This window comes from Novosphingobium sp. MMS21-SN21R (genome assembly GCF_031846015.1).
Lineage (GTDB): Bacteria > Pseudomonadota > Alphaproteobacteria > Sphingomonadales > Sphingomonadaceae > Novosphingobium.
In genome coordinates, this window is record NZ_JAVRDU010000001.1 from 1465788 (window position 1) to 1485803 (window position 20016).

Below are 20016 nucleotides of genomic sequence, written 5' to 3' on the forward strand. Positions count from 1 at the left end.
TCGTGGGCGTTTGGGATTGGATCTTCCGTTAAGGAAGGCATGCTGATTTTTCTTGGAAAATCAGCACCCTAATGCAATTTCAAACGCTGCTCCGCCAACCGGCGGGCAGCGTTTTGTTTTTGGGACATGGCGGTCAGAAACAACCGAATCGCAGTTAACGCGCGGTAAGTCTTAAACGCAGGTTTCCATTTCCAGTTCGCGTTTGCGGACCAGTCAGGCTTGGTCAGTCAGTCTTCGCCATGGCCTAGCGCCAGATAGTCCTGACTCTGCATTTCCATGAGGCGGCTGACGGTCCGGTCAAACATGAACCGGCCCTCGTCATCTCCTTTGCCGCCCCAGTCATAGAGTTCGGCGGGGGCCGCCTCGGCAGTGGCGATGAGCTTGACCTTATGCTCGTAAAGCGCGTCAATCAGCGTGATGAACCGCGCTGTTTCATTGCGCAATTCAGCCCCGAGCCGCGGAATCGCGACGACGATCACCGTGTGATAGTGGCGCGCGATGGCGAGATAATCCGCAGCGCCGCGCGCTTCTCCGCACAACCGCTTGAAGCTGAATACGCCAACGCCTTTCAGGCTCTTTGGCACGTGCATTATCCGGCCGCCGCCGACATCCAGTTCCGCACTGGGCACATGTTCGCGGTCTTCCGGTGGGTAGTCGGTCAGGCGGAAGAACGCCTCGCTCACGGCCTTGGTCGATTCTGCGCCAATGGGCACGTGCCAGGTGCCGACGCCCTGCATGCGCGCAAGTCGGTAATCGGTGGGTCCGTTGAGCGTCAGGACGTCGAGCCTGCTTTCCACCAGCGCGATGAACGGCAGGAAATGCTCGCGGTTGAGCCCGTTTTTGTAGAGGTCCGACGGCGCCCGGTTCGACGTGGTGATCACGGTGACGCCGCCTTCCACGATCAGCGCGGTGAACATCCGACTCATGATCATCGCGTCGGCGCTGTTGTTGACGACCATTTCGTCGAAGCACAGCACCCGCGTCTCGGCGGCGATGGCTGCGGCCACGGGCAGGATCGGGTCACCGCATTCTTTCTTGCGCTCCTCGCGCAGGCGGGCGTGGACGTCGAGCATGAACTCGTGGAAATGTGCGCGGCGCTTGGCTGCTATGGTGAGGTTGTCATGGAACAGGTCCATGAGCATCGACTTTCCGCGCCCGACGCCGCCCCACATATAGAGGCCGCGTGGGGGAGGGGTTGCTTTGCGGCCAAGCAATTTGCCCAGCAGCCCCGTGGGTTGGGCAGGTGCTTCAAGCTCGCGCTGCAGTGCGTCGAGCCGGATCGCCGCGGCTTCCTGTTCGGGATCAGCGCGCAACTCGCCTGCGGAAACGAGCTCACGGTAACGCTGAAGAACGCTGGTCATCGCCGTGTCGGCTTGCGGATGGTGCCGTTGAAGGCGGCGACGGTGTCGTCTCCCTGAACGACGAGGCCGCGCAGGAACACGAGGCGCCCGGTTTCACGCAGCACTTCCACGACCGCGTCGAGCGGTTCGCCCAGTCGGCCCGCGCCGATGAACTGGGTCGACAGGTCGAGCGTGACCGAGCCCGCCGCGTCGCCCTGCAGCAAGGTGCGCATCGCGGCGAACAGCGAAATGTCGATCAGCGCGAGAGTGACGCCGCCGTGCACCGCGTCGAGCAGGTTCGAGTGGCAGCGCTCGGGAAACATCCGCAGCCGCGCTGCCTTGCCGCCATCTGGCCGGTCTTCGGTTCGCGTGATCATCCGCCCCATCGCCTGAGCGTTGAAGCGGCTGTCGTCGGTCAGGTCCCAAGTGAACCAGCCGGGGCGATCCGCGGCTGGTTCGTAACGGAAGGCTTGCTCGGTCACTGCCTTAGACGAGACGCTCGGCCTGCATCTTCTTGATTTCGGCGATGGCGCGGGCGGGCGAGAGGCCCTTGGGGCAGACGTTCGCGCAGTTCATGATGGTGTGGCAGCGATAGAGGCGGAAGGGATCTTCCAACTCGTCAAGGCGCTCACCGGTCATTTCATCGCGGCTGTCGGCCAGCCAGCGGTAGGCCTGGAGCAAGATGGCCGGGCCGAGGAACTTGTCGGAGTTCCACCAGTAGCTCGGGCACGAGGTGCTGCAGCAGGCGCAGAGGATGCATTCGTAGAGACCGTCGAGCTTTTCGCGCTGTTCGGGGCTCTGCAGGCGCTCCTTGCCTGAAGGCGTCGGGCTGACGGTTTGCAGCCAGGGGCGGATCGACGAGTACTGCGCGTAGAAGTGGGTGAAATCGGGGACGAGGTCCTTGATCACTTCCATGTGCGGCAGCGGCGTGATGCGCACTTCGCCGCTAAGATCCTCGATCGCGGTGGTGCAGGCGAGGCCGTTGCGGCCGTTCATGTTCATCGCGCACGAACCGCAGATGCCTTCGCGGCACGAGCGGCGGAAGGTCAGGGTGGGGTCCTGCTCACCCTTCATCTTGATCAGCGCGTCGAGCACCATCGGGCCGCACTGTTCGAGATCGATCTCGAACGTGTCATAGCGAGGGTTCTCACCGCTGTCGGGATCGTAACGATAGACCTTGAACTTGCGGACCTTGCCTTGCGTGGCCGACGCGTGGTGGCGGGCCTTGCCGGTGATCGTGGAGTTCTTCGGAAGCGAGAAGGTCGCCATCGTCATATCCTGTATTGCGTTTGCGGCTGCGTGAGTCGTCCTTAGCGAATGCAGCGCGGGGGGCAAGGGGGCGTAGACTGCACATTAGGCGGGGTGGGCGATGGACCGCTTTTGTTCGCATATGTGAACGAGGTTTACACTGTTTACACAGTCCAGAGAAGAAAACGGGCGGCCTTTGCCGTGGAGGTTTTTCGGGATTGGCCCCTCCGTCGGCGCTTTGCGCTGCGATTTCCTCATTTGTCCTGCGGAAAAATGGGGAGGATTGTTTTGATTTGGTGGCTGTTCTTCTTGATCCTCCCTGTTTTTGCGGAGCACAAACGGGGAGGTGGCAGCCGAAGGCTGACGGAGGGGTGCTTTGCCGAGGATCAGGCAGCGGCGCAATGTGGCCAGGGCGCGAGAACTTCGTCAAGCTATGTCCCTGCCCGAGGTAATGCTGTGGCAGCGGCTCCGGATTTGTAAGGTGGCGAAGTTTCGGCGGCAGCATCCGGTGGGCCGCTATATCCTCGATTTCTATTGCGCCGGGGCGAAGGTCTGCATCGAAATCGATGGCATCTCGCATGACATGGGTGGAACGCCGGAGCGGGATGCGGTGCGTGATGCCTGGTTGTTGACACAGGGCGTGCGAGTGCTGCGGGTTCCGGCGCGGGATGTTTTGCGGGATGCAGACAGCGTTGCCCAAGGGGTTTTGCGGGCTTGTTTGGGGTAGTTGGCCCCTCCGTCAGCGCTGCGCGCTGCCACCCCCCATTTGTCCTGCGGAAAAATGGGAGAGGATACCCCTCCGTCAGCGCTGCGCGCTGCCACCTCCCCATTTGTCCTGCGGAAAAATGGGGAGGATGGGGGTTAGGTGCGGGGGGTGGGAAACCACGCATTCACGGCAGCGCTTAGCGTGACTGCGACATTACGTCTTTTGCGCGCGGCTGCCAGCGGCGCGATTGACCGGCGTTGTCAGGGAAGGCATGCTGCGGAAAAATTCAGGGAGATGGATATGGTGAAGGCCCGGGGGATTAAGGCATTGGCGCTGGCGGGCGCTGCTTTGGTTGCGCTGACGGGAACGGGCGCGATGGCTGCTCCGGTGACCGATTGCCCCCTGGGCCGGGCGCCACTTTCGACGACGTCCCCGCTGGGCGATGTGCTGGTGGTTCCTGCCGCGAAAGCCGTGGTCGAGGCGGCGTCGCCGGGGCTTTCCGAGGCAATGATGAAGCCGTTCGGCGGGCAGGCCTTGCCGCCAGGGTTCGAGCGGATCGTCACGCCCCGCGGGGTCATGGGCATGATCGGCAAGGGCAATGCGGCGCTGGTGGCGAAGCTGGATGCGGGGTTGGCCCAGGTGCGGTTGACGCGCGCCGATGTGATCGCGCGCTGTGCGACCTATGACAACGAGCGCCCGCAACTGCCGGCCAAGGTGCAGCGCCCGGCCATTCTGGTGTTCGGCAAGATCACCGGTTTCCGCGATGCGCCGTCGGTCGATGCGGCGGAAGTGGCGCTGAAAGGCATTGCCGCGCGGCACGGCTGGGGCATCGCGTTCACCGACAAGGGCGGGGTGTTCAACGCTGCCGATCTCGCCAAGTTCGATGCGGTGGTCTGGAACAACATCAGCGGGGATGCGCTGACGCTGGCGCAGCGCGCGGCATTCCAGAAGTGGATTGCCAAGGGTGGCGGCTATGCGGGCATCCATGGATCGGGCGGCGATCCGCAGTTCTTCTGGGACTGGTACGCCGATAGGCTGATCGGCGCGCGGTTCATCGGTCATCCCGGCAATCCGCAGTTTCAGGAAGCGCGGGTCGTGGTGGACGACAAGGCGCATCCTGCGACGCACGGACTGCCCTCCGAATGGCGCATGACCGAGGAATGGTATTCGTTCGACCGCAGCGCGCGGGCGAAGAACGTCCGCGTTCTGGCGACGCTCGACGAGGGCAGTTACACGCCGGGTGAGGGCTTCGGACGCAAGCTGGCGATGGGCGACCATCCGATCGCCTGGACGCGGTGTCTTGGGCGTGGGCGCAGTTTCTATACGGCTATAGGTCACCGGCCAGAGAGCTATTCGCAACCTGAGAGCCTCAAGCTGCTTGATCAGGGGATCGCTTGGGCGGCGGGGCTGTCTGACGAGGCCTGCGGCAAGTAGGGTGCCGGAATGCCCGGCGCGGATGGCGGGGGCCATCCGAGCCGGACAAGCGGGTTCAGGCAGCCTTGAGCCTGTCGGCAGGTGCCCAGTTGCCGTGCAGGCCCTGACGCAGGCGCAGCGGCAGTTTGACGCGCGCGACCGGGCCTTGTGCAACGTTCAAGGCCTCGAAAATGCACAAGTCCGAATAGTTGGTGATGTGGTTGTCGACCAAAGCGATGAGCCAGCCGTCGCCTTCGGGACCAGTGGGTGAACGAGGCACGAAGCAGGGCTCCTGAAACGCGCTGTCGGGGCCGCACCACCATGACTGTTCGGTGCCAGACGCAAGATCATAGTGCGTGAGCGCATTGATCACGCCTGCAAACGGACCTGCCGGGCCGTTGTAGGGCTTGGTGAAATCGTAGGTGATCTGCCAGCCATGGCGATAGGGCTTGCCGGCAAAGCGGTCGTCGATGCGGGGGAATTCGCCCGGCGCCTGGCCGATGCGGGTGACGGACGCGATCCGGTCCTCGTTGCTGGCAAGATCGACGGTGACGCGGCTGAGATAGGTGATCATTTCCTGCGGATCGTAGGGCGTGCCGTCCTTGTTGGGGAAGAATGGTAGCGATCCGGTGGCCGAGACGGGCAGGTCGAGGTGGATCTTCGTGCCGTCCTGCACCGCGTTCATCACGTGGCAGCCGCAGATTGACGGTTCCAGGGCGAACCAGCGCATGTCCGAGCCATCGCCATCGCGCCGCATCACACCGACGTAGAACGGCAGTTCGCGATCATACTGGAAATGCGGGCGGTTCTGTTCGAGCACCGAGATGTCCGACGTCCAAGGCGAGACGTTGAACACGGCATAGTCCCCGGCAATGCCGAAATCGTGGAGCATGGTGTAGTAGGGCACGAGAAACTCGGCCTTGCGCACGATCTTGCCCGCAGGATCGATCTCGAAGTAGCAGCATTCGCGGGTAAGCGGACCTGCCAGTGAATAGCCGAAGCCGCAGAAGTTTCCGGTGTCGGGATCGATCTTGGGGTGCGCGGTGAAGGCGCTGATCGGCAGGTCACCGCCGAAATCGGTGTAGCCTTCGGTCTCGAGGCTGAGCGGGTCCATGATCAGGCAAGGGCTGTCTTCCTTCATCGCGAAGAGCTTGCCAGCGTGGACGAGCACGTTGGTGTTGGCGGTGCCGCGGGGCAGGCCCTTGACGCTGTCTTCGTCGGTCAGGTGGTTGCGATAGGCGCCGAACAGGGCGCGCCCGGCGGCGTTTTCGGCCTTCCACTTGTCGGTGCGCGCATAGCGCTGGCGGAAATCGACCTTGCCATCGTGAAAACGGAACTGGCTGACCATGCCGTCACCGTTGAAGAACTGGTCATCGGCAAACCGGGGCGGAAACTGCGGGTCGGGGTGGACGCGGTAGAATGCACCGTCAAGCTCGCGCGGGATTTCGCCTTCGACCTCGAGATCGCGGATGTCGCCTTCCATGCGGATCAGGCGAAGGACCGAAGTGAAGCCGGGGTGCTGGGGGAAATGTGCCATCGCAGTGCCTCTCATTTTATAACAATTGTTAGCGTTTTGAGGCATGGGGCGGAACGGCGCATTGATCCTGATCAAACGGTATTGCGCGCAGCGGCCGGACGCGGCACGTTTCGTTCATAACAACAGGGGAAGCGGGATGGGTGTGAAGGCTTTTTGGGAAGCGCATGTCGTGCCGCGCGTGATCAAATGCGCGTGCGCGTCGCCCGGCATCATGGAACTGCGCGCGGGCGTCGTGCCGCGCGCGCAAGGCAAGGTGTTCGAGATCGGCTGCGGCGGGGGCCTCAACCAGCAGTTCTACGATCCTGCGCGCGTGACCAGCTTTGCGGGACTGGACCCGTCGGGCAAGCTGCTGGACTATGCGCGTGCAGCGGCGGCGACGAAGGGCTTGAGCGCCGATATCCGCGAGGGCGTGGGCGAGGACATACCCTTTGCCGACGAAAGCTTCGACACGGTGGTCTGCACTTACACGCTGTGTTCGGTGAACGATCCGGCGCGCGTGCTGAGCGAGTTGCGGCGTGTGCTGCGGCGCGGCGGGCAATTGCTGTTTCTGGAGCACGGCTTGAGCCCGGACACCGGCGTGGCGCAGTGGCAGCGCCGGATCGAGCCGGTGTGGAAGCCGCTGATGGGCGGGTGCCACCTCTCGCGCGCGGTGACCGCACCGGTGATAAAGGCGGGGTTCCAGATCGAGCATCCGGGCCACCAGTACATGGCGGGCATGCCGCGCTGGGCGGCGTGGATGGAATGGGGCACAGGGATCAAGCCTGTGTGATTTGCCAACGAAAAAGGCCCCGCCGGAATATCCGACGGGGCCTTTTCATGTCAGCGTTTCAGCGCATCAGGCGCCGAACGTGCGCTGCCACCAGCCGCGACGCGGTTCACCTGCGTCTTCGGCAGTTTCAGCGGTAGTCGCGTCCGCTGCGGGGGCTTCAGCCGTCACCGTTTCAGCAGGAGCGGCTTCGGACGCAACTGCATCAGCCTTCTTCTTGCGCGGTGCACGCTTTGGCTTGGCCGGAGCCTCTTCGGCGTCAGGTGCGGCGGCCTCTTCGGTCACCGGCTCTGCAGCAGGAGCGGCCTCGGACGCAACCGCATCGGTCTTCTTCTTGCGCGGCGCACGCTTGGGCTTGGCCGGCGCTTCCTCGGCAGCGACGGGCGCTGCTTCGGTCACGGCTTCCACTGCCGGAGCAGCCTCTTCGGCTTCGACCACGGCATCGGCCTTCTTGCGGCGCGTGCGCTTGGGCTTGGCCGGGGCTTCGGCTTCGGCTTCGGCTTCGGCTTCGGCTTCGGCTTCGACAGGGGCAGCATCCGGCGCTGGCGATTCGACGAATTCCCGGACGACTTCCGCCGAGCCTTCCTCGTCGAAAATGCCCTCGGGATCAGTGCCGTCGGCGCCATTGCCTTCAGCGCCGCTGCCCTCTGCGCCATCACGGCCACCACGACGGCGACGGCCACGGCGGCGGCGCTTGCGCTGGCCGCGTTCGGCTTCGGTCTCGGCTTCGGCATCTGCCGAGGCAGGAGACTCGTCCGAGGCAGTCGCTTCGCCGATGATGGCGTCGAAAGCGTCTTCCTCATCGCCGTTATCGCCGATGTCGTTGTCGTTTTCAGAGCCGTTGTCGTTGGCGTTGTCGGTTCCGCCTTCGTCACGCTGGTCGCGGCCACGGCCACGGCGGCGCTTCCGGCGCTTGCGGCGACCTTCTCGGTCGGCGGAGTCCTCGCCTTCAGGGCGCGGGGCGCGTTCCGGACGATCGCCACGATTGCCGCGGTCGCGGCGCTCATCGCGTTCCTCGACTTCTTCGTCCTCGCCGTCGTACTCTTCCTCGTCGAGGTCATCCTCTTCCGGTTCGAGGATGGGTTCGAAGCGGGGCACGAATTCGGGCTTGGGTCCGCGTGAGGCGACGCGCATCTTCGCGCCTTCGTTCTCGCCTTCAGGGATCACTTCGACTGTGACGCCGTAGCGCTCCTCGATCTCGGCAAGATCAGTGCGCTTGGCATTGAGCACGTAGATCGCGGCTTCCTGGCTGGCGTAGAGCGTGACGACGTTGCCCTTGCCCTTCGCGGCTTCGTCCTCGATCATGCGCAGGGCGGACAGCCCGGCGGACGATGCGGTGCGGACAAGGCCGGTGCCATCGCAGTGCGGGCAGCCACGCGTGGTGGCTTCGAGCACGCCAGTGCGCAGGCGCTGACGGCTCATTTCCATCAGGCCGAAGCCCGAAATGCGGCCGACCTGGATGCGTGCGCGATCATTGCGGAGCGCGTCCTTCATGGCCTTTTCGACCTTGCGGACGTTCGACCCGTATTCCATGTCGATGAAGTCGATCACGACGAGACCGGCCATATCGCGCAGGCGAAGCTGGCGGGCGATTTCTCGGGCGGCTTCAAGGTTGGTCGAAAGCGCGGTCGCCTCGATGCCGTGTTCCTTGGTGGAACGACCCGAGTTGATGTCGATCGAGACAAGCGCCTCGGTGGGGTTGATCACGAGGTAACCGCCCGACTTGAGCTGGACGACTGGATCGTACATCGCGGTGAGCTGGTCCTCGGCGCCGTAGCGCTGGAACAGCGGCACCGGATCGGCATACTGCTTCACCCGCTTGGCGTGGCTCGGCATCAGCAGTTTCATGAAGTCCTTTGCGGCACGGTATCCGTACTCGCCCTCGACAACGACTTCCTCGATCTCGCGGTTGTAGATGTCGCGGATCGCGCGCTTGATCAGGTCGGAGTCAGAGTGGATCAGGGCTGGTGCGACCGAATGCATCGTGCGCTCGCGGATCTCGTCCCACAGGCGGGCGAGGTAATCGAAGTCGCGCTTGATTTCGGGCTTGGTGCGCTGGAGACCGGCGGTGCGCACGATGCAAGACATTGAACGCGGCAGTTCCATCTCGGTGATGATCGATTTGAGACGCTTGCGATCGGATGCCGAGCTGATCTTGCGGCTGATGCCGCCGCCATGGCTCGAATTCGGCATGAGCACGCAGTAACGGCCCGCAAGGCTGAGATAGGTGGTGAGGGCTGCGCCCTTGTTTCCACGCTCTTCCTTGACGACCTGGACGAGCAGAACCTGGCGGCGCTGGATGACGTCCTGAATCTTGTATCGGCGGCGCAGCGCCATGCGCTTGGCGCGCAGTTCGTCGGCTTCCTTGCCCTGCGAACGCCCACCCTGACGGCGACCACGGCCACGCTGGCGACCGCGATTGTTGCTGTCGTCGCCTTCTTCGCCGTTTTCGGCGGCGTTCTCTTCGCCTTCCTCGGCTTCGTGGTCGAAGCCGTTTTCGACGACGCCGCCTTCGATCGTGGCGACCTGATCCTTTTCGGAAGTGTCGACCTCGGTCACGCCCTGGCCATCTTCGTAGCCGTCGGATTCGTAACCTTCGCCGTCGCTGTCGCCGTACTCCTCGTCTTCCGCGTCATCGGCGGCGCGCAGGGCGGCTTCTTCCTCGGCGTGGGCAGCTTCCTCGGCAAGGAGCGCTTCGCGGTCTTCCTTGGGAATCTGGTAGTAGTCAGGGTGGATTTCGCTGAACGCGAGGAACCCGTGACGGTTGCCGCCGAAATCGACGAACGCCGCCTGAAGCGAGGGTTCTACTCGTGTTACTTTGGCGAGGTAGATATTGCCCTTGATCTGCCTGTGATCAGCAGATTCAAAGTCGAACTCCTCAATCCGGTTGCCCTTCAGCACCGCCACCCGGGTTTCTTCCTGGTGGCGCGCATCGATAAGCATGCGCGTTGTCATTACAATTTCTCCAGCCGCGCCGTCGCCGGGTTTCCCCTGCGTTGCTGGCGCGGATCTTGTGGGATAGGCGCGCGCCAATCGGCAGGGACCGTACGGAGACGGGGCCTGCTTCGTGGTTGCGCGCAAATGCGGGTTTGCCGGATCGGAGCGTCGGGACGAGAGGCTTTGCGCCTGCCATGTCCTGTCGCTCGCCGCCCGGCGGCGGTTGGTTTGTGTCTGCTGTGATGATAACTCGCGGCGAAATGCGCGCGCCGCAATGCGTCCATGCCGATGCCGCCCGGATAGGGCAGTCTGGCAGGAACGAAACGCGGCTCATCATTACGGCATCAACCTTGTGGCGTGGAGAGCGGGCGCTTGCGCATCATCTTCCCCACGTTGACGGGATCTTCGCCAGCGGCGCTTTTTCCTCGCCCTCCGCGGCGCAATCCTGCGCTTTTTGGCGGTCTGGGCGTGAATAGCACCGATGCTGGCTTGCCCCGGTATGCAAGTGCTAGCACTGCAATTGCAAAGCGGCAATTAAAACAATCTCGGGTCTGCCCTGTCACACGCCCGGTAACATCCGAGGTCACAGGCCCTTTGCAGCCCATGGCATTGCCCAGCTTAGAATTGGTTAATCATATGGTCTATTTCCCGCTGGACCGAAGCAATGCGGGCAGGGCATAGGCGGGGCAGATGGAAGAGGTCGCGCCAGATACTGCAGGCTTGAAGGACCGGGGCGTCCTCGCTGCGGTATTTGCAGCGCCCGTTTTGGCCGCGGCTGTGATGCTGCTTTCGTTTTCGACCGGACTTGCCAAGATCGAGCCGCGCTATGTCGTGCGGCTGCCGATGCCGGGGAGTGGCGCGCGCATCGGCCTTCCTGTCATTCAGGGGCCAACCGATGCCAGCCGTCCGCTCGTGGTCATTGATGCGGGACACGGCGGCCACGATCCGGGCGCGAGTGGGCAGGCCGGCGAGCGCGAGAAGGACCTGACGCTGGTGCTGGCGCAGTCTCTGCGCGACGCGCTGCTGGCGGACGGGCGCGTGCGCGTGGCGCTGACACGTGACAGTGACCGGTTTCTGGTGCTGGAAGAACGTTCGGACATAGCGCGCAGACTGGGCGCGGACCTTTTCATTTCGGTCCATGCCGATGCCGCCGAGGCGACGACTGCCAGCGGTGCCACGGTCTACACGCTGTCCGACAAGGCCTCCGATTCGGTGGCGGAGGCGCTCGCTTCGCGCGAGAACCGGGCGGACACCATCAATGGCGTGACGCTGGCGGGGAAGGGCGAAGCAGTCTCGTCGATTCTGATCGATCTGGCGCGGCGCGAGATGCGCGCAAGTTCGCAGCGCTTCGGCGAACTGGTGGTGCGCGAAGGCGATGGCGCGATTGCCTTTCACGATCAGCCTCGGCGCGAGGCGGCGTTCATCGTGCTGAAGTCTCTCGACCTGCCCTCCGCGTTGATCGAGGCGGGCTATATTAGCAATGCGGACGATGCCCGCGCGATGCGAGATTCAGGTTGGCGCAAGGCCTTTGCCGGAGCGATTGCCCGCGCGGCGGAGATATTCCTTGCCGAGCGTCAGGCACCGCCGCTCGCTGAAGTCTCGTCTGCCGTGCAGGTATCTGACGAGCCTGCGCCCTGAACAGGTTTCGGACCTGCGACCACTGGCGACAGGCGGCAATGGCGTGCTAGAGGCGCTTCACGATGGCCGAAGAAATCCAAGAGCAGTCCAGGTTCGCAGCATTGCGTGAGAGCGGCCTTGCCCGTTGGCGCAGCGCTTCCGCGTGGTATCGCGCGAAGTGGCATGACAGCCGCCGGTTCCGGCTTGCCAACTATGTGCTGGGGGCGCTGCTGGCAGTGTGGTTCGTGGTGTGGCTGACGGTTGCGCGCGGATTGCCATCGGCAGACAAGCTGCTCACCTACCAGCCGCCCTTGCCGACAATGGTGCGCGGCTACGATGGCGAAATCGTGTCGAGCTATGCCCGCGAACGCCGAGTTCAGCTGCGCTTCGTCGATTTCCCCGAGCCTATGATCAACGCGTTCCTCTCGGCCGAGGACAAGACTTTCTGGACGCATGGCGGCATCGATTACTTCGGCCTTGCCGGGGCCGTGGTCGACTACGCGACCAAGTTCGGTTCGGGCGAGCGCGCACGCGGCGGATCGACGATTACCCAGCAGGTCGCCAAGAACATCCTGATCGGTGACGAATATTCGGTCACGCGCAAGCTCAAGGAAATGATCCTCGCGCGCAGGATCGAAGGCGTGCTGACCAAGCAGCAGATCCTCGAGCTTTACCTCAACGAGATTCCGCTGGGGCGGCAGAGCTTTGGTGTGCAGGCGGCGGCGCGCGCCTATTTTGACAAGGACGTTGGCGACCTTGCGCTGCAGGAGGCCGCGTTCCTTGCTATCCTGCCCAAGGCGCCCGAGCGCTATGGCCGCACCAAGTTTGAGAGCCAGGCGATAGAGCGGCGCAACTGGGTGCTGGACCAGATGGTCAAGAATGGCTGGGCGACGCAGGCCCAGGCCGCCGCCGCGCAAGCCATGCCGCTTGGCCTGAAGCCCCGCCATACCGAGAATTACACGGCCGACGCCGGATACTTCCTTGAGGAAGTACGCCGCCAGCTGATCGAGAAGTTCGGCGAAAAGGCCGAGGACGGCGTGCACAGTGTCTATGCCGGCGGGCTGTGGGTGCGCACGTCGCTCGATACGCAGTTGCAGACGGCGGCGCAGAACTCGCTCCGTGCTGCCTTGCTGCGTTATGGCGGCGGGCGGGCATGGCATGGGCCGATCGCACGGATCGATCTGGATGATGGCAATTGGCAGACCCAGCTGATTACCAGCAACATCTCGATCAAGTATCAGAACTGGCGCACCGGCGTGGTGCTGTCGCGCAGCGGACCCTCCGGACAGATCGGGTTTTCGGACGGCAAGACCGCCGACTTGATCGGCGTGCCCGACAATATGAAGCCGGGCGACATCACGGCAGTGGCACCGGTCAATTCCGGGACATATGCCGTGCGCACCGTGCCCGAAGTTTCGGGCGGCATGGTGGTGGAAGACCCGCAGAACGGTCGCGTGCTGGCGATGCAGGGCGGGTTCGACGCGCGGCTGGGGTCGTTCAACCGGGCGACGCAGGCGAGCCGCCAGCCGGGATCGACGATCAAGCCGTTCGTCTATGCGACCGCACTCGACAACGGGATGACTCCGGCCTCGATGGTCGTGGACGGCACGTTCTGCGTCTATCAGGGCGCGGCGCTGGGCGAAAAGTGCTTCCGCAACTTCGGCAACGAGGGCGGATCTGGCAGCCACACGATGCGCTGGGGGCTTGAGCAATCGCGCAACCTGATGACCGTGCGCGTGGCCAATGACGTTGGCATGGACAAGGTCGTTCGCACGATCAAGGCGGTCGGGATTGGGGAATACGAGCCCTATCTGTCGATGGCGCTGGGGGCGGGGGATACCACCGTGCTCAAGATGGTGAGCGCCTATGGAGCGCTCGCCAATCAGGGTCGCCAGCACGCACCGACGCTGATCGACTATGTCCAGGATCGCAACGGCAAGGTGATCTGGCGCGCGGACAACCGCCGCTGCGACGGGTGCAACATGGCGCAGTGGGACGGCAAGCCCATGCCGCGCCTGAACGCAACCGGCAAGCAGGTGATCGACCCGCGCACCGCCTATCAGACGGTGCATATGCTCGAAGGCGTGGTGACGCGCGGGACCGCGATTACCTTGCGCGATCTGGGTCTGCCGCTGTTCGGCAAGACCGGAACGACCTCTGGCCCGACCAACGTCTGGTTCGTCGGCGGATCGCCCGACATCATCGCAGGCGTCTATATCGGTTACGACCAGCCGCGCAGCCTTGGCGGCTATGCGCAGGGCGGGCGGATCGCGGCGCCGGTTTTCAAGCAACTGGTGCAGGAAACGCGCGGCCGCTGGAAGGATATTCCGTTCCGCGTTCCCGAAGGCGTGCGCATGGTCAAGATCGACCGCGTTTCAGGCAAGCGCGTGTTCGGCGGCACCCCTGCCAACGACGAAGCCAAGGCGTCGATCATCTGGGAAGCGTTCAAGCCCGATACCGAACCGAAGCGCACGGTGCGCGAGGGCGAAGTGACCGCGAAACAGGCGGTGATCGATGCCTTGCGCAGGGCACAGGGTGCGCGCGGGATCGCGGCGGCGCCTGCGGAAGATGACGCACCGGTGGAGCAGAACTTTGTCGAGGATCAGGGCGGGATCTACTGAGCGCCCCTTGCCCTCAAAGGCATTGGCGGGAGCGCGGTGGTTCTGATAGCCTCCCCGCCCATGATCCTCAGACTCGTTGCAGCAACCGCTGCTCTCGCTCTTGTGTCCTCCGCCCCGGTCCATGCCGAATTGCCGAGCGGGGCGCGTGCGCCTGACTTTGCGGCCAAGGGCGCGCTAGCTGGCAAGCCGTTTGCCTTCTCGCTCAAGCAGGCGTTGAAGAAGGGGCCTGTGGTACTCTATTTCTACCCCAAGGCATTCACGCAGGGCTGCACGCTGGAAGCCCATGCCTTTGCCGAGGCGAGCGACCAGTTCAAGGCGGCGGGCGCAACGGTGGTCGGAATGTCGAACGACGATATTGCCACCCTGCAGAAGTTCTCCACCGAAGCCTGCCGCGACAAGTTTGCCGTGGCTGCTGCAAGCCCGGCCGTGATCAAGGCCTATGATGTCGACCTGAAGAAGCCGGACGGTGTATCGACTGGTCTGACCAAGCGCACCAGCTACGTCATCGCGCGCAGCGGCAAGGTCGTCATGGTCCATTCCGACATGGATTACCGCGATCACGTGAAGATGACGCTCGACGCCGTACGCAAGCTCAAGGGCGCAAAGTCCTGACGCACATTTGTCCCGGCGGGCACTGATCGGCACGCTTGGGCTTTACATGCCTGCCCGCTGCGCTAAGCGGCCCGGCAGACCGTTTGCGTTTTGAATATCCGGGAGTGTGATTGCCATGCGTGCCGAAGGGCAGGCCCATATCGACCGCATCGAGGCCGCACTGGCGCTGGTGCGCAAGTTCCTCGACTGGGATCGCGCCGTGCGCCGTCTCGACGAGCTGAACGCCCGTGTCGAGGACCCCAAGCTGTGGGACGATCCGAAGAAGGCCGAGGAAGTGATGCGCGAGCGTCGCCGTCTTGAGGCCTCGATCGGCACCGTCAAGGAAATCGGCCAGGAAATGGCCGACGCGATCGAGTTCGTCGAACTTGGCGAGATGGAAGACGACGAGGCCACGATCAATGAGGGCCTGGCGACTCTTGCTGCTCTGGCCGCCCGCGCCGATAACGACAAGGTGCAGGCTCTGCTGGCGGGCGAGGCCGATGCCAACAACGCCTTCCTTGAAGTCCACGCAGGCGCTGGTGGGACCGAGAGCCAGGACTGGGCCGAAATGCTGCAGCGCATGTATACGCGCTGGGGCGAACGCCACGGCTACAAGGTCGAACTGGTCGATTACCACGCGGGCGAAGCCGCCGGGATCAAGAGTGCGACACTGCTGATCAAGGGCGAGAACGCCTATGGCTATGCCAAGACCGAGAGCGGCGTGCACCGTCTGGTGCGGATCAGCCCATATGACAGCTCGGCGCGGCGCCACACCTCGTTCAGCTCGGTCTGGGTCTATCCCGAGATCGACGACAACATCGAGGTCGACATCAATCCGTCGGACCTGAAGATCGATACCTACCGCGCTTCGGGCGCGGGCGGGCAGCACGTCAACACCACCGATTCGGCGGTTCGCATCACGCACGTGCCCACCGGGATCATCGTGGCGAGCCAGAACGATCGCAGCCAGCACAAGAACCGCGCCACTGCGATGGGCATGTTGAAGGCGCGCATCTACGAAGCGGAACTTGCCAAGCGCGAAGCGGCGGCAAGCGGCGAATATCAGGCCAAGACCGAGATCGGCTGGGGCCACCAGATCCGCTCCTACGTGCTGCAGCCCTACCAGCAGATCAAGGATCTGCGGACGGGCGTCGTCTCGACCAACCCTTCCGAAGTGCTCGACGGTGCGCTCGATCCGTTCATGGCTGCGGCGCTGTCGCAGAAGGTGACCGGCGAGAAGGTGACGGTGGAGGACGACGATTGAGCAGGGCTGCGGCCCTCGCTTCTTTTGCGCTGGCGGCGCTGGCACCGCTTGTTCTTGCCGCCTGCAAGCCTGCGCAGACGGATGGCCGGACCGTTTCGTCGGGTGAATTTCCACGCGCAGATCGGCCCGTGTCAAAGGTCGTCAGCAATGCCTTCTCTACCGAGGCCGACCGCGACAATCGCGGTGAGGCCAATATGGTCATGGATCTCGCTCGGGTGCAGGCGGGGCAGAGCGTGGCGGATATCGGCGCGGGCGAGGGCTATTACACGGTCCGCCTTGCCGAACGCGTCGGGGCAACAGGCCGGGTTCTCGCGCAGGACATCGACGGTGATGCGCTGAGCCGCCTTGGTGCGCGCGTTGAGAAGGACCGGCTCGACAACGTCTCGATCAAGCCGGGAGCGGCGGATGATCCGCGTCTGCCCGAGCGAGGGTTCGACCGCGTTTTCCTGATCCACATGTATCACGAAGTGGCCGAGCCTTACGCCTTCCTGTGGAACTTGTGGCCAGCGTTGAAACCGGGCGGCCGCGTGGTCGTCGTGGACATTGATCGCCCAACTGAACGTCACGGCATTCCGCCCGCTTTGTTGCAATGCGAGATGGAGGCGGTGGGCTTTCGCTTGGATGAATTTCACCGTAAGCCGGAAATCGCTGGATACTACGCCCAGTTCGTTGTCGCCAAGGCGCGGCCCGAACCGGCTAAGATCAAGCCCTGCCGGGTCGCACCGGCAAAGAGTATGAGCGCGCAGGGGCGCTGAAAGGGAATTAATGTCTGCGTTCAAGGGGTTGAAGCCGATTCTCTATGGTGGCCGTGAAGTGTGGCCACTGGTCGAGGGCGGCAAGGGTGTCGCCGCGACGAACCACATGAGTTCGGGCGCGTGGGCCGCAGCGGGCGGGATCGGAACTGTCAGCGCCGTCAATGCCGACAGCTACGACGCCGAAGGCAAGATTGTTCCACAGGTTTATGATGCCCTGACCCGCCGTGAGCGGCACGAGCAGCTGATCCAGTACGCCATCGACGGCGCGGTAGAGCAGGTGAAGCGTGCGCACGAACTGTCGGGCGGCAACGGTGCGATCAACATCAACGTGCTGTGGGAAATGGGCGGTGCGCAGCCGATTCTAGAGGCGGTGCTGGACCAGACGCGCGGGTTGGTGACCGGGGTAACGTGTGGTGCGGGCATGCCCTACAAACTCTCGGAAATCGCGCAGCGCTATAATGTGCACTATCTGCCGATCGTGTCTTCTGGCCGCGCTTTCCGTGCGCTGTGGAAGCGGGCCTATCACAAGGTGCCCGAGCTGCTCGGCGCGGTGGTCTATGAAGATCCGTGGCTTGCAGGCGGCCACAACGGGCTGTCCAACGCAGAAGACCCGCGCAAGCCGGAAGACCCCTATCCGCGCGTGAAGGTTCTGCGAGACACGATGCGCGCTGAAGGTATTTCGGACGACGTGCCGATCGTGATGGCTGGCGGCGTGTGGTTCCTGCGCGAATGGGACAACTGGATCGACAATCCCGAGCTGGGTTCGATCGCGTTCCAGTTCGGCACGCGCCCGCTCTTGACCGAGGAAAGTCCGATTCCGCAGGGGTGGAAGGACCATCTGCGGACGCTGGAGCCGGGCGATGTGCTGCTGCACAAGTTCTCCCCGACGGGTTTCTATTCCTCTGCGGTGCTCAACCCCTTCCTGCGCGAGCTTGAGGCGCGGTCGGAGCGGCAGATTCCCTATTCCAAGGTCGAGGCGGGTGAACATACCGTTCAACTCGATGTTGGGGTGAAGGGCAAGAATTTCTGGGTAACGCCCAAGGACCTCGACCGTGCGCGCGCCTGGTTCGGTGCGGGCTTTACGCACGCCTTGCGCACGCCCGACGATACGGTGGTTTTCGTGACGCCGGAAGAACGCGGCGTGATCCAGCAGGACCAGAAGGACTGCATGGGCTGCCTGTCGCACTGCGGGTTCTCGTCGTGGAAGGACCACGACGACTACACGACCGGACGTCTGGCCGATCCGCGCAGCTTCTGCATCCAGAAGACCTTGCAGGATATCGCTCATGGCGGCGAGATCGACCGGAACCTGATGTTTGCAGGGCACGCGGCCTATCGCTTCAAGCAGGACCCGTTCTATTCGAACAACTTCACCCCGACGGTGAAGCAGCTTGTCGACCGCATCCTGACCGGCGATTGAGTAGGCTTCAGGCCCGGCGTGCTTGCGCGTCGGGCAGTCTGCCCTTGCCCGCCTTGCGGAAGAACTGATCGAGCAGGCGGTCGAGCACGAAAATGCGAACGACGAGCTTGGCATCGTCGGGCGTGAGAGTTTCCTTCGCGGCGGCGAGTGAATCGAACCGGTCGCGGGCCTGCGCCAGGGATTCACCGGGACGGAGCAATTCCTCGACCTGTTTCCGGCTGGCTTTGGCGTTTGCGATGATGCCCAACGCCTCGCTTTCGTCGCATTCGCCAGCGGCGGTGCGCTTCTGCAGGCGGCACATGTAGTCCCCGCAGATCGACGGCCTCCATTCACCGTAGCGCTGGCAGGCATTGCCTTCGAGGTAATGGCAGGGAAGCGCCATGGCTGGAGTGCCATCGCTGCGGTAGTAGGTCTGGAAACCGCAGGCGCTGGCAGGTGCGACATCGTCTTCCTGCAGAAACGCGAAATCGTGGACCGTCCCGTCGCAGCACATGCCGCAGGCAAGGCACAGACGGCTCGCCAGGGAAATTTCGCCAGATGTCTCCATTGCGGTTGTTATGCCGCAGATGCGAAGTCGCGCCTATTTGTCGGCAGTCAGCCTGACGAGCAATCGGATTGCATGGGGAAAGGTAACAAATTCAAGCCCTGAGCAACAACTTTGGTTTGGCGGTTCAGGCGTTGAGCGACTGTCCGCCGGGGAGGCGTCCTTTGCCGGGCTTGCGAAAATGCTGGTCGAGCAGCCGTTCAAAGGCGAACATCCGGACTACCAGGCGGGCGTCCTGGGGCGCCAGAGAACTGGTGGATGCTGCGAGGTCCTGAAAGCGGGCGCGGGCATCGGACAGTGTTTCATCGGAAGGCAGCAGCGCCAGCACCGCATCGCGCGCCTGCCATGCCGCAGTGATGTGCGAAAGGGCTTCATTCTCGGTGATATCGCCATCAAGCGCGCGTTTTTGCGTGGTGCACTGAAATTTACCGCATGTGGACGGCCGCCACTGGTCATAGCGCGTGCAGGCCGTGCCGTTGAGATGGTGGCAGGGCAACTTGAAGGCTTCCCGGCCATCATCGGCGACGGTGGTCCGAAAGCCGCAGGCAATGGCAGCGGCGGCATCGCCATCGCGCATTACCGCCACGTCGAATATCGTTCCGTCGCAGCACATGGCGCAGGCGAGGCAAAGTCTGCTCGCAAGGGACGGCTCTTCCGCATTTGGCACCATGTCGCAACACTATGGGGGAAGGTCCGATGCGGCTATTTATCCAAAGTAAGATTCTTTATTAATCAAAGTTTTCCTGCCGGATCATGGTCTTGCCCTGTTTGCGGAAATATTTGTCGAGCATCAGGTCCAGCGCGGTGAGCCTCAGCACGAAAACCATCGAATCCATTGCGCGTGCGGGTTCGGCAGCGATGGCGGCGCGGCGCTGGCGGGCCTGATGCATCGTCTCATCATCCAGCAGCAGCGGGCGCACGGTTTCGCGGGCCTGCAGAGCCTCGTCGACGCGACGCGCAGCCTCGTGTGCGGTAATTTCGCCTGAATCCAGCGCGATCAATGTCTTGCAGCGGTATTTGCGACAGGTTTCCGGCCGGGCTTCGTAGACCATGCAGCACTGGTTGATCGCGTGCGGGCAAGGTTGATGGAAGACCGGGCCTTTGGTGCCGGGGTGGAGCGTGAACAGATTTTCGACGCTCGGGCGTTCGCTTTCGTCAACTTCGACATATTCGAACAGCGTCCCGTCGCAACACATGCCGCAGCGGGTACAGAGATGCTGATCTTCGGGAAGCGTTGGTGCGGCAGTCATGGGCGGA

17 protein-coding genes are annotated in these 20016 nt (G+C 63.4%); 9 read left to right on the forward strand and 8 right to left on the reverse strand.

Going from position 1 to position 20016, the window contains the following annotated elements; all coding sequences use genetic code 11:
- Positions 1-227 precede the first annotated feature (227 nt).
- The 3 genes from zapE to RM192_RS07095 are packed head-to-tail and all read right to left on the reverse strand — an operon-like array spanning position 228 to position 2609.
- Entirely contained in the window at positions 228-1361 is a 1134-nt protein-coding gene (zapE, locus tag RM192_RS07085) for a cell division protein ZapE (protein WP_311506843.1), read from the reverse strand.
- The gene (locus RM192_RS07090; protein WP_311506844.1) at positions 1358-1822 is read right to left on the reverse strand and encodes a PaaI family thioesterase; all 465 of its coding nucleotides are present in this window, start codon (positions 1820-1822) and stop codon (positions 1358-1360) included. Before RM192_RS07090 ends, zapE begins: the two co-directional genes overlap by 4 nt.
- A gap of 4 nt (positions 1823-1826) precedes the next feature.
- Positions 1827-2609, reverse strand: coding sequence for a succinate dehydrogenase iron-sulfur subunit (locus tag RM192_RS07095; protein WP_311506845.1), 783 nt, complete (start codon positions 2607-2609; stop codon positions 1827-1829).
- Positions 2610-3021: 412 nt separating this feature from the next.
- On the opposite strand from RM192_RS07095, the gene RM192_RS07100 reads away from it, so the two are divergent.
- Together RM192_RS07100 and RM192_RS07105 are read left to right on the forward strand one after the other, a co-directional pair.
- On the forward strand, positions 3022-3315 hold the full coding sequence (locus tag RM192_RS07100; RefSeq protein WP_311506846.1) for an endonuclease domain-containing protein: 294 nt from the start codon (positions 3022-3024) through the stop codon (positions 3313-3315).
- 279 nt (positions 3316-3594) lie between these two features.
- Positions 3595-4728: a ThuA domain-containing protein gene (locus RM192_RS07105; RefSeq protein ID WP_311506847.1), complete on the forward strand. Its 1134-nt coding sequence runs from the start codon at positions 3595-3597 to the stop codon at positions 4726-4728.
- Between the two features lie 55 nt (positions 4729-4783).
- On the opposite strand, the gene RM192_RS07110 is transcribed toward RM192_RS07105, so the two are convergent.
- Complete coding sequence (locus RM192_RS07110; protein WP_311506848.1) at positions 4784-6244, reverse strand: carotenoid oxygenase family protein; 1461 nt, start codon at positions 6242-6244, stop codon at positions 4784-4786.
- A 136-nt stretch (positions 6245-6380) separates the two neighbouring features.
- On the opposite strand from RM192_RS07110, the gene RM192_RS07115 reads away from it, so the two are divergent.
- Entirely contained in the window at positions 6381-7013 is a 633-nt protein-coding gene (locus RM192_RS07115) for a class I SAM-dependent methyltransferase (protein ID WP_311506849.1), read from the forward strand.
- A 66-nt stretch (positions 7014-7079) separates the two neighbouring features.
- On the opposite strand, the gene RM192_RS07120 is transcribed toward RM192_RS07115, so the two are convergent.
- Positions 7080-9965, reverse strand: coding sequence for a ribonuclease E/G (locus RM192_RS07120; protein WP_311506850.1), 2886 nt, complete (start codon positions 9963-9965; stop codon positions 7080-7082).
- 762 nt (positions 9966-10727) lie between these two features.
- Between RM192_RS07120 and RM192_RS07125 the strand changes: the two genes are divergently transcribed.
- The 6 genes from RM192_RS07125 to RM192_RS07150 all read left to right on the forward strand — a co-directional run bounded on the left by RM192_RS07125 (position 10728) and on the right by RM192_RS07150 (position 18215).
- A complete protein-coding gene (locus RM192_RS07125; RefSeq protein ID WP_311506851.1) occupies positions 10728-11585 on the forward strand; it encodes an N-acetylmuramoyl-L-alanine amidase in 858 nt (285 codons plus the stop codon).
- A gap of 62 nt (positions 11586-11647) precedes the next feature.
- On the forward strand, positions 11648-14185 hold the full coding sequence (locus RM192_RS07130; RefSeq protein ID WP_311506852.1) for a transglycosylase domain-containing protein: 2538 nt from the start codon (positions 11648-11650) through the stop codon (positions 14183-14185).
- A gap of 60 nt (positions 14186-14245) precedes the next feature.
- Positions 14246-14797 (forward strand): peroxiredoxin, encoded by a 552-nt coding sequence (locus RM192_RS07135; protein ID WP_311506853.1) that lies wholly within the window; start codon positions 14246-14248, stop codon positions 14795-14797.
- Positions 14798-14912: 115 nt separating this feature from the next.
- Positions 14913-16040, forward strand: a complete 1128-nt coding sequence (gene prfB, locus RM192_RS07140; protein WP_311506854.1) for a peptide chain release factor 2 — start codon at positions 14913-14915, stop codon at positions 16038-16040.
- The gene (locus RM192_RS07145; RefSeq protein WP_311506855.1) at positions 16037-16795 is read left to right on the forward strand and encodes a methyltransferase domain-containing protein; all 759 of its coding nucleotides are present in this window, start codon (positions 16037-16039) and stop codon (positions 16793-16795) included. The genes prfB and RM192_RS07145 overlap by 4 nt, the downstream gene beginning before the upstream one ends.
- 10 nt (positions 16796-16805) lie before the next feature.
- Positions 16806-18215 carry a nitronate monooxygenase gene (locus RM192_RS07150; RefSeq protein ID WP_311506856.1) on the forward strand — a complete coding sequence of 470 codons (1410 nt, stop codon included), beginning with the start codon at positions 16806-16808 and terminating at the stop codon, positions 18213-18215.
- Positions 18216-18222: 7 nt separating this feature from the next.
- On the opposite strand, the gene RM192_RS07155 is transcribed toward RM192_RS07150, so the two are convergent.
- From RM192_RS07155 to RM192_RS07165, 3 genes are all read right to left on the reverse strand, one after another.
- A complete protein-coding gene (locus RM192_RS07155; RefSeq protein WP_311506857.1) occupies positions 18223-18762 on the reverse strand; it encodes a hypothetical protein in 540 nt (179 codons plus the stop codon).
- Positions 18763-18886: 124 nt separating this feature from the next.
- On the reverse strand, positions 18887-19372 hold the full coding sequence (locus RM192_RS07160) for a hypothetical protein (RefSeq protein WP_311506858.1): 486 nt from the start codon (positions 19370-19372) through the stop codon (positions 18887-18889).
- 115 nt (positions 19373-19487) lie between these two features.
- Positions 19488-20009 (reverse strand): YkgJ family cysteine cluster protein, encoded by a 522-nt coding sequence (locus RM192_RS07165; RefSeq protein ID WP_311506859.1) that lies wholly within the window; start codon positions 20007-20009, stop codon positions 19488-19490.
- Between the last annotated feature and the right edge of the window lie 7 nt (positions 20010-20016).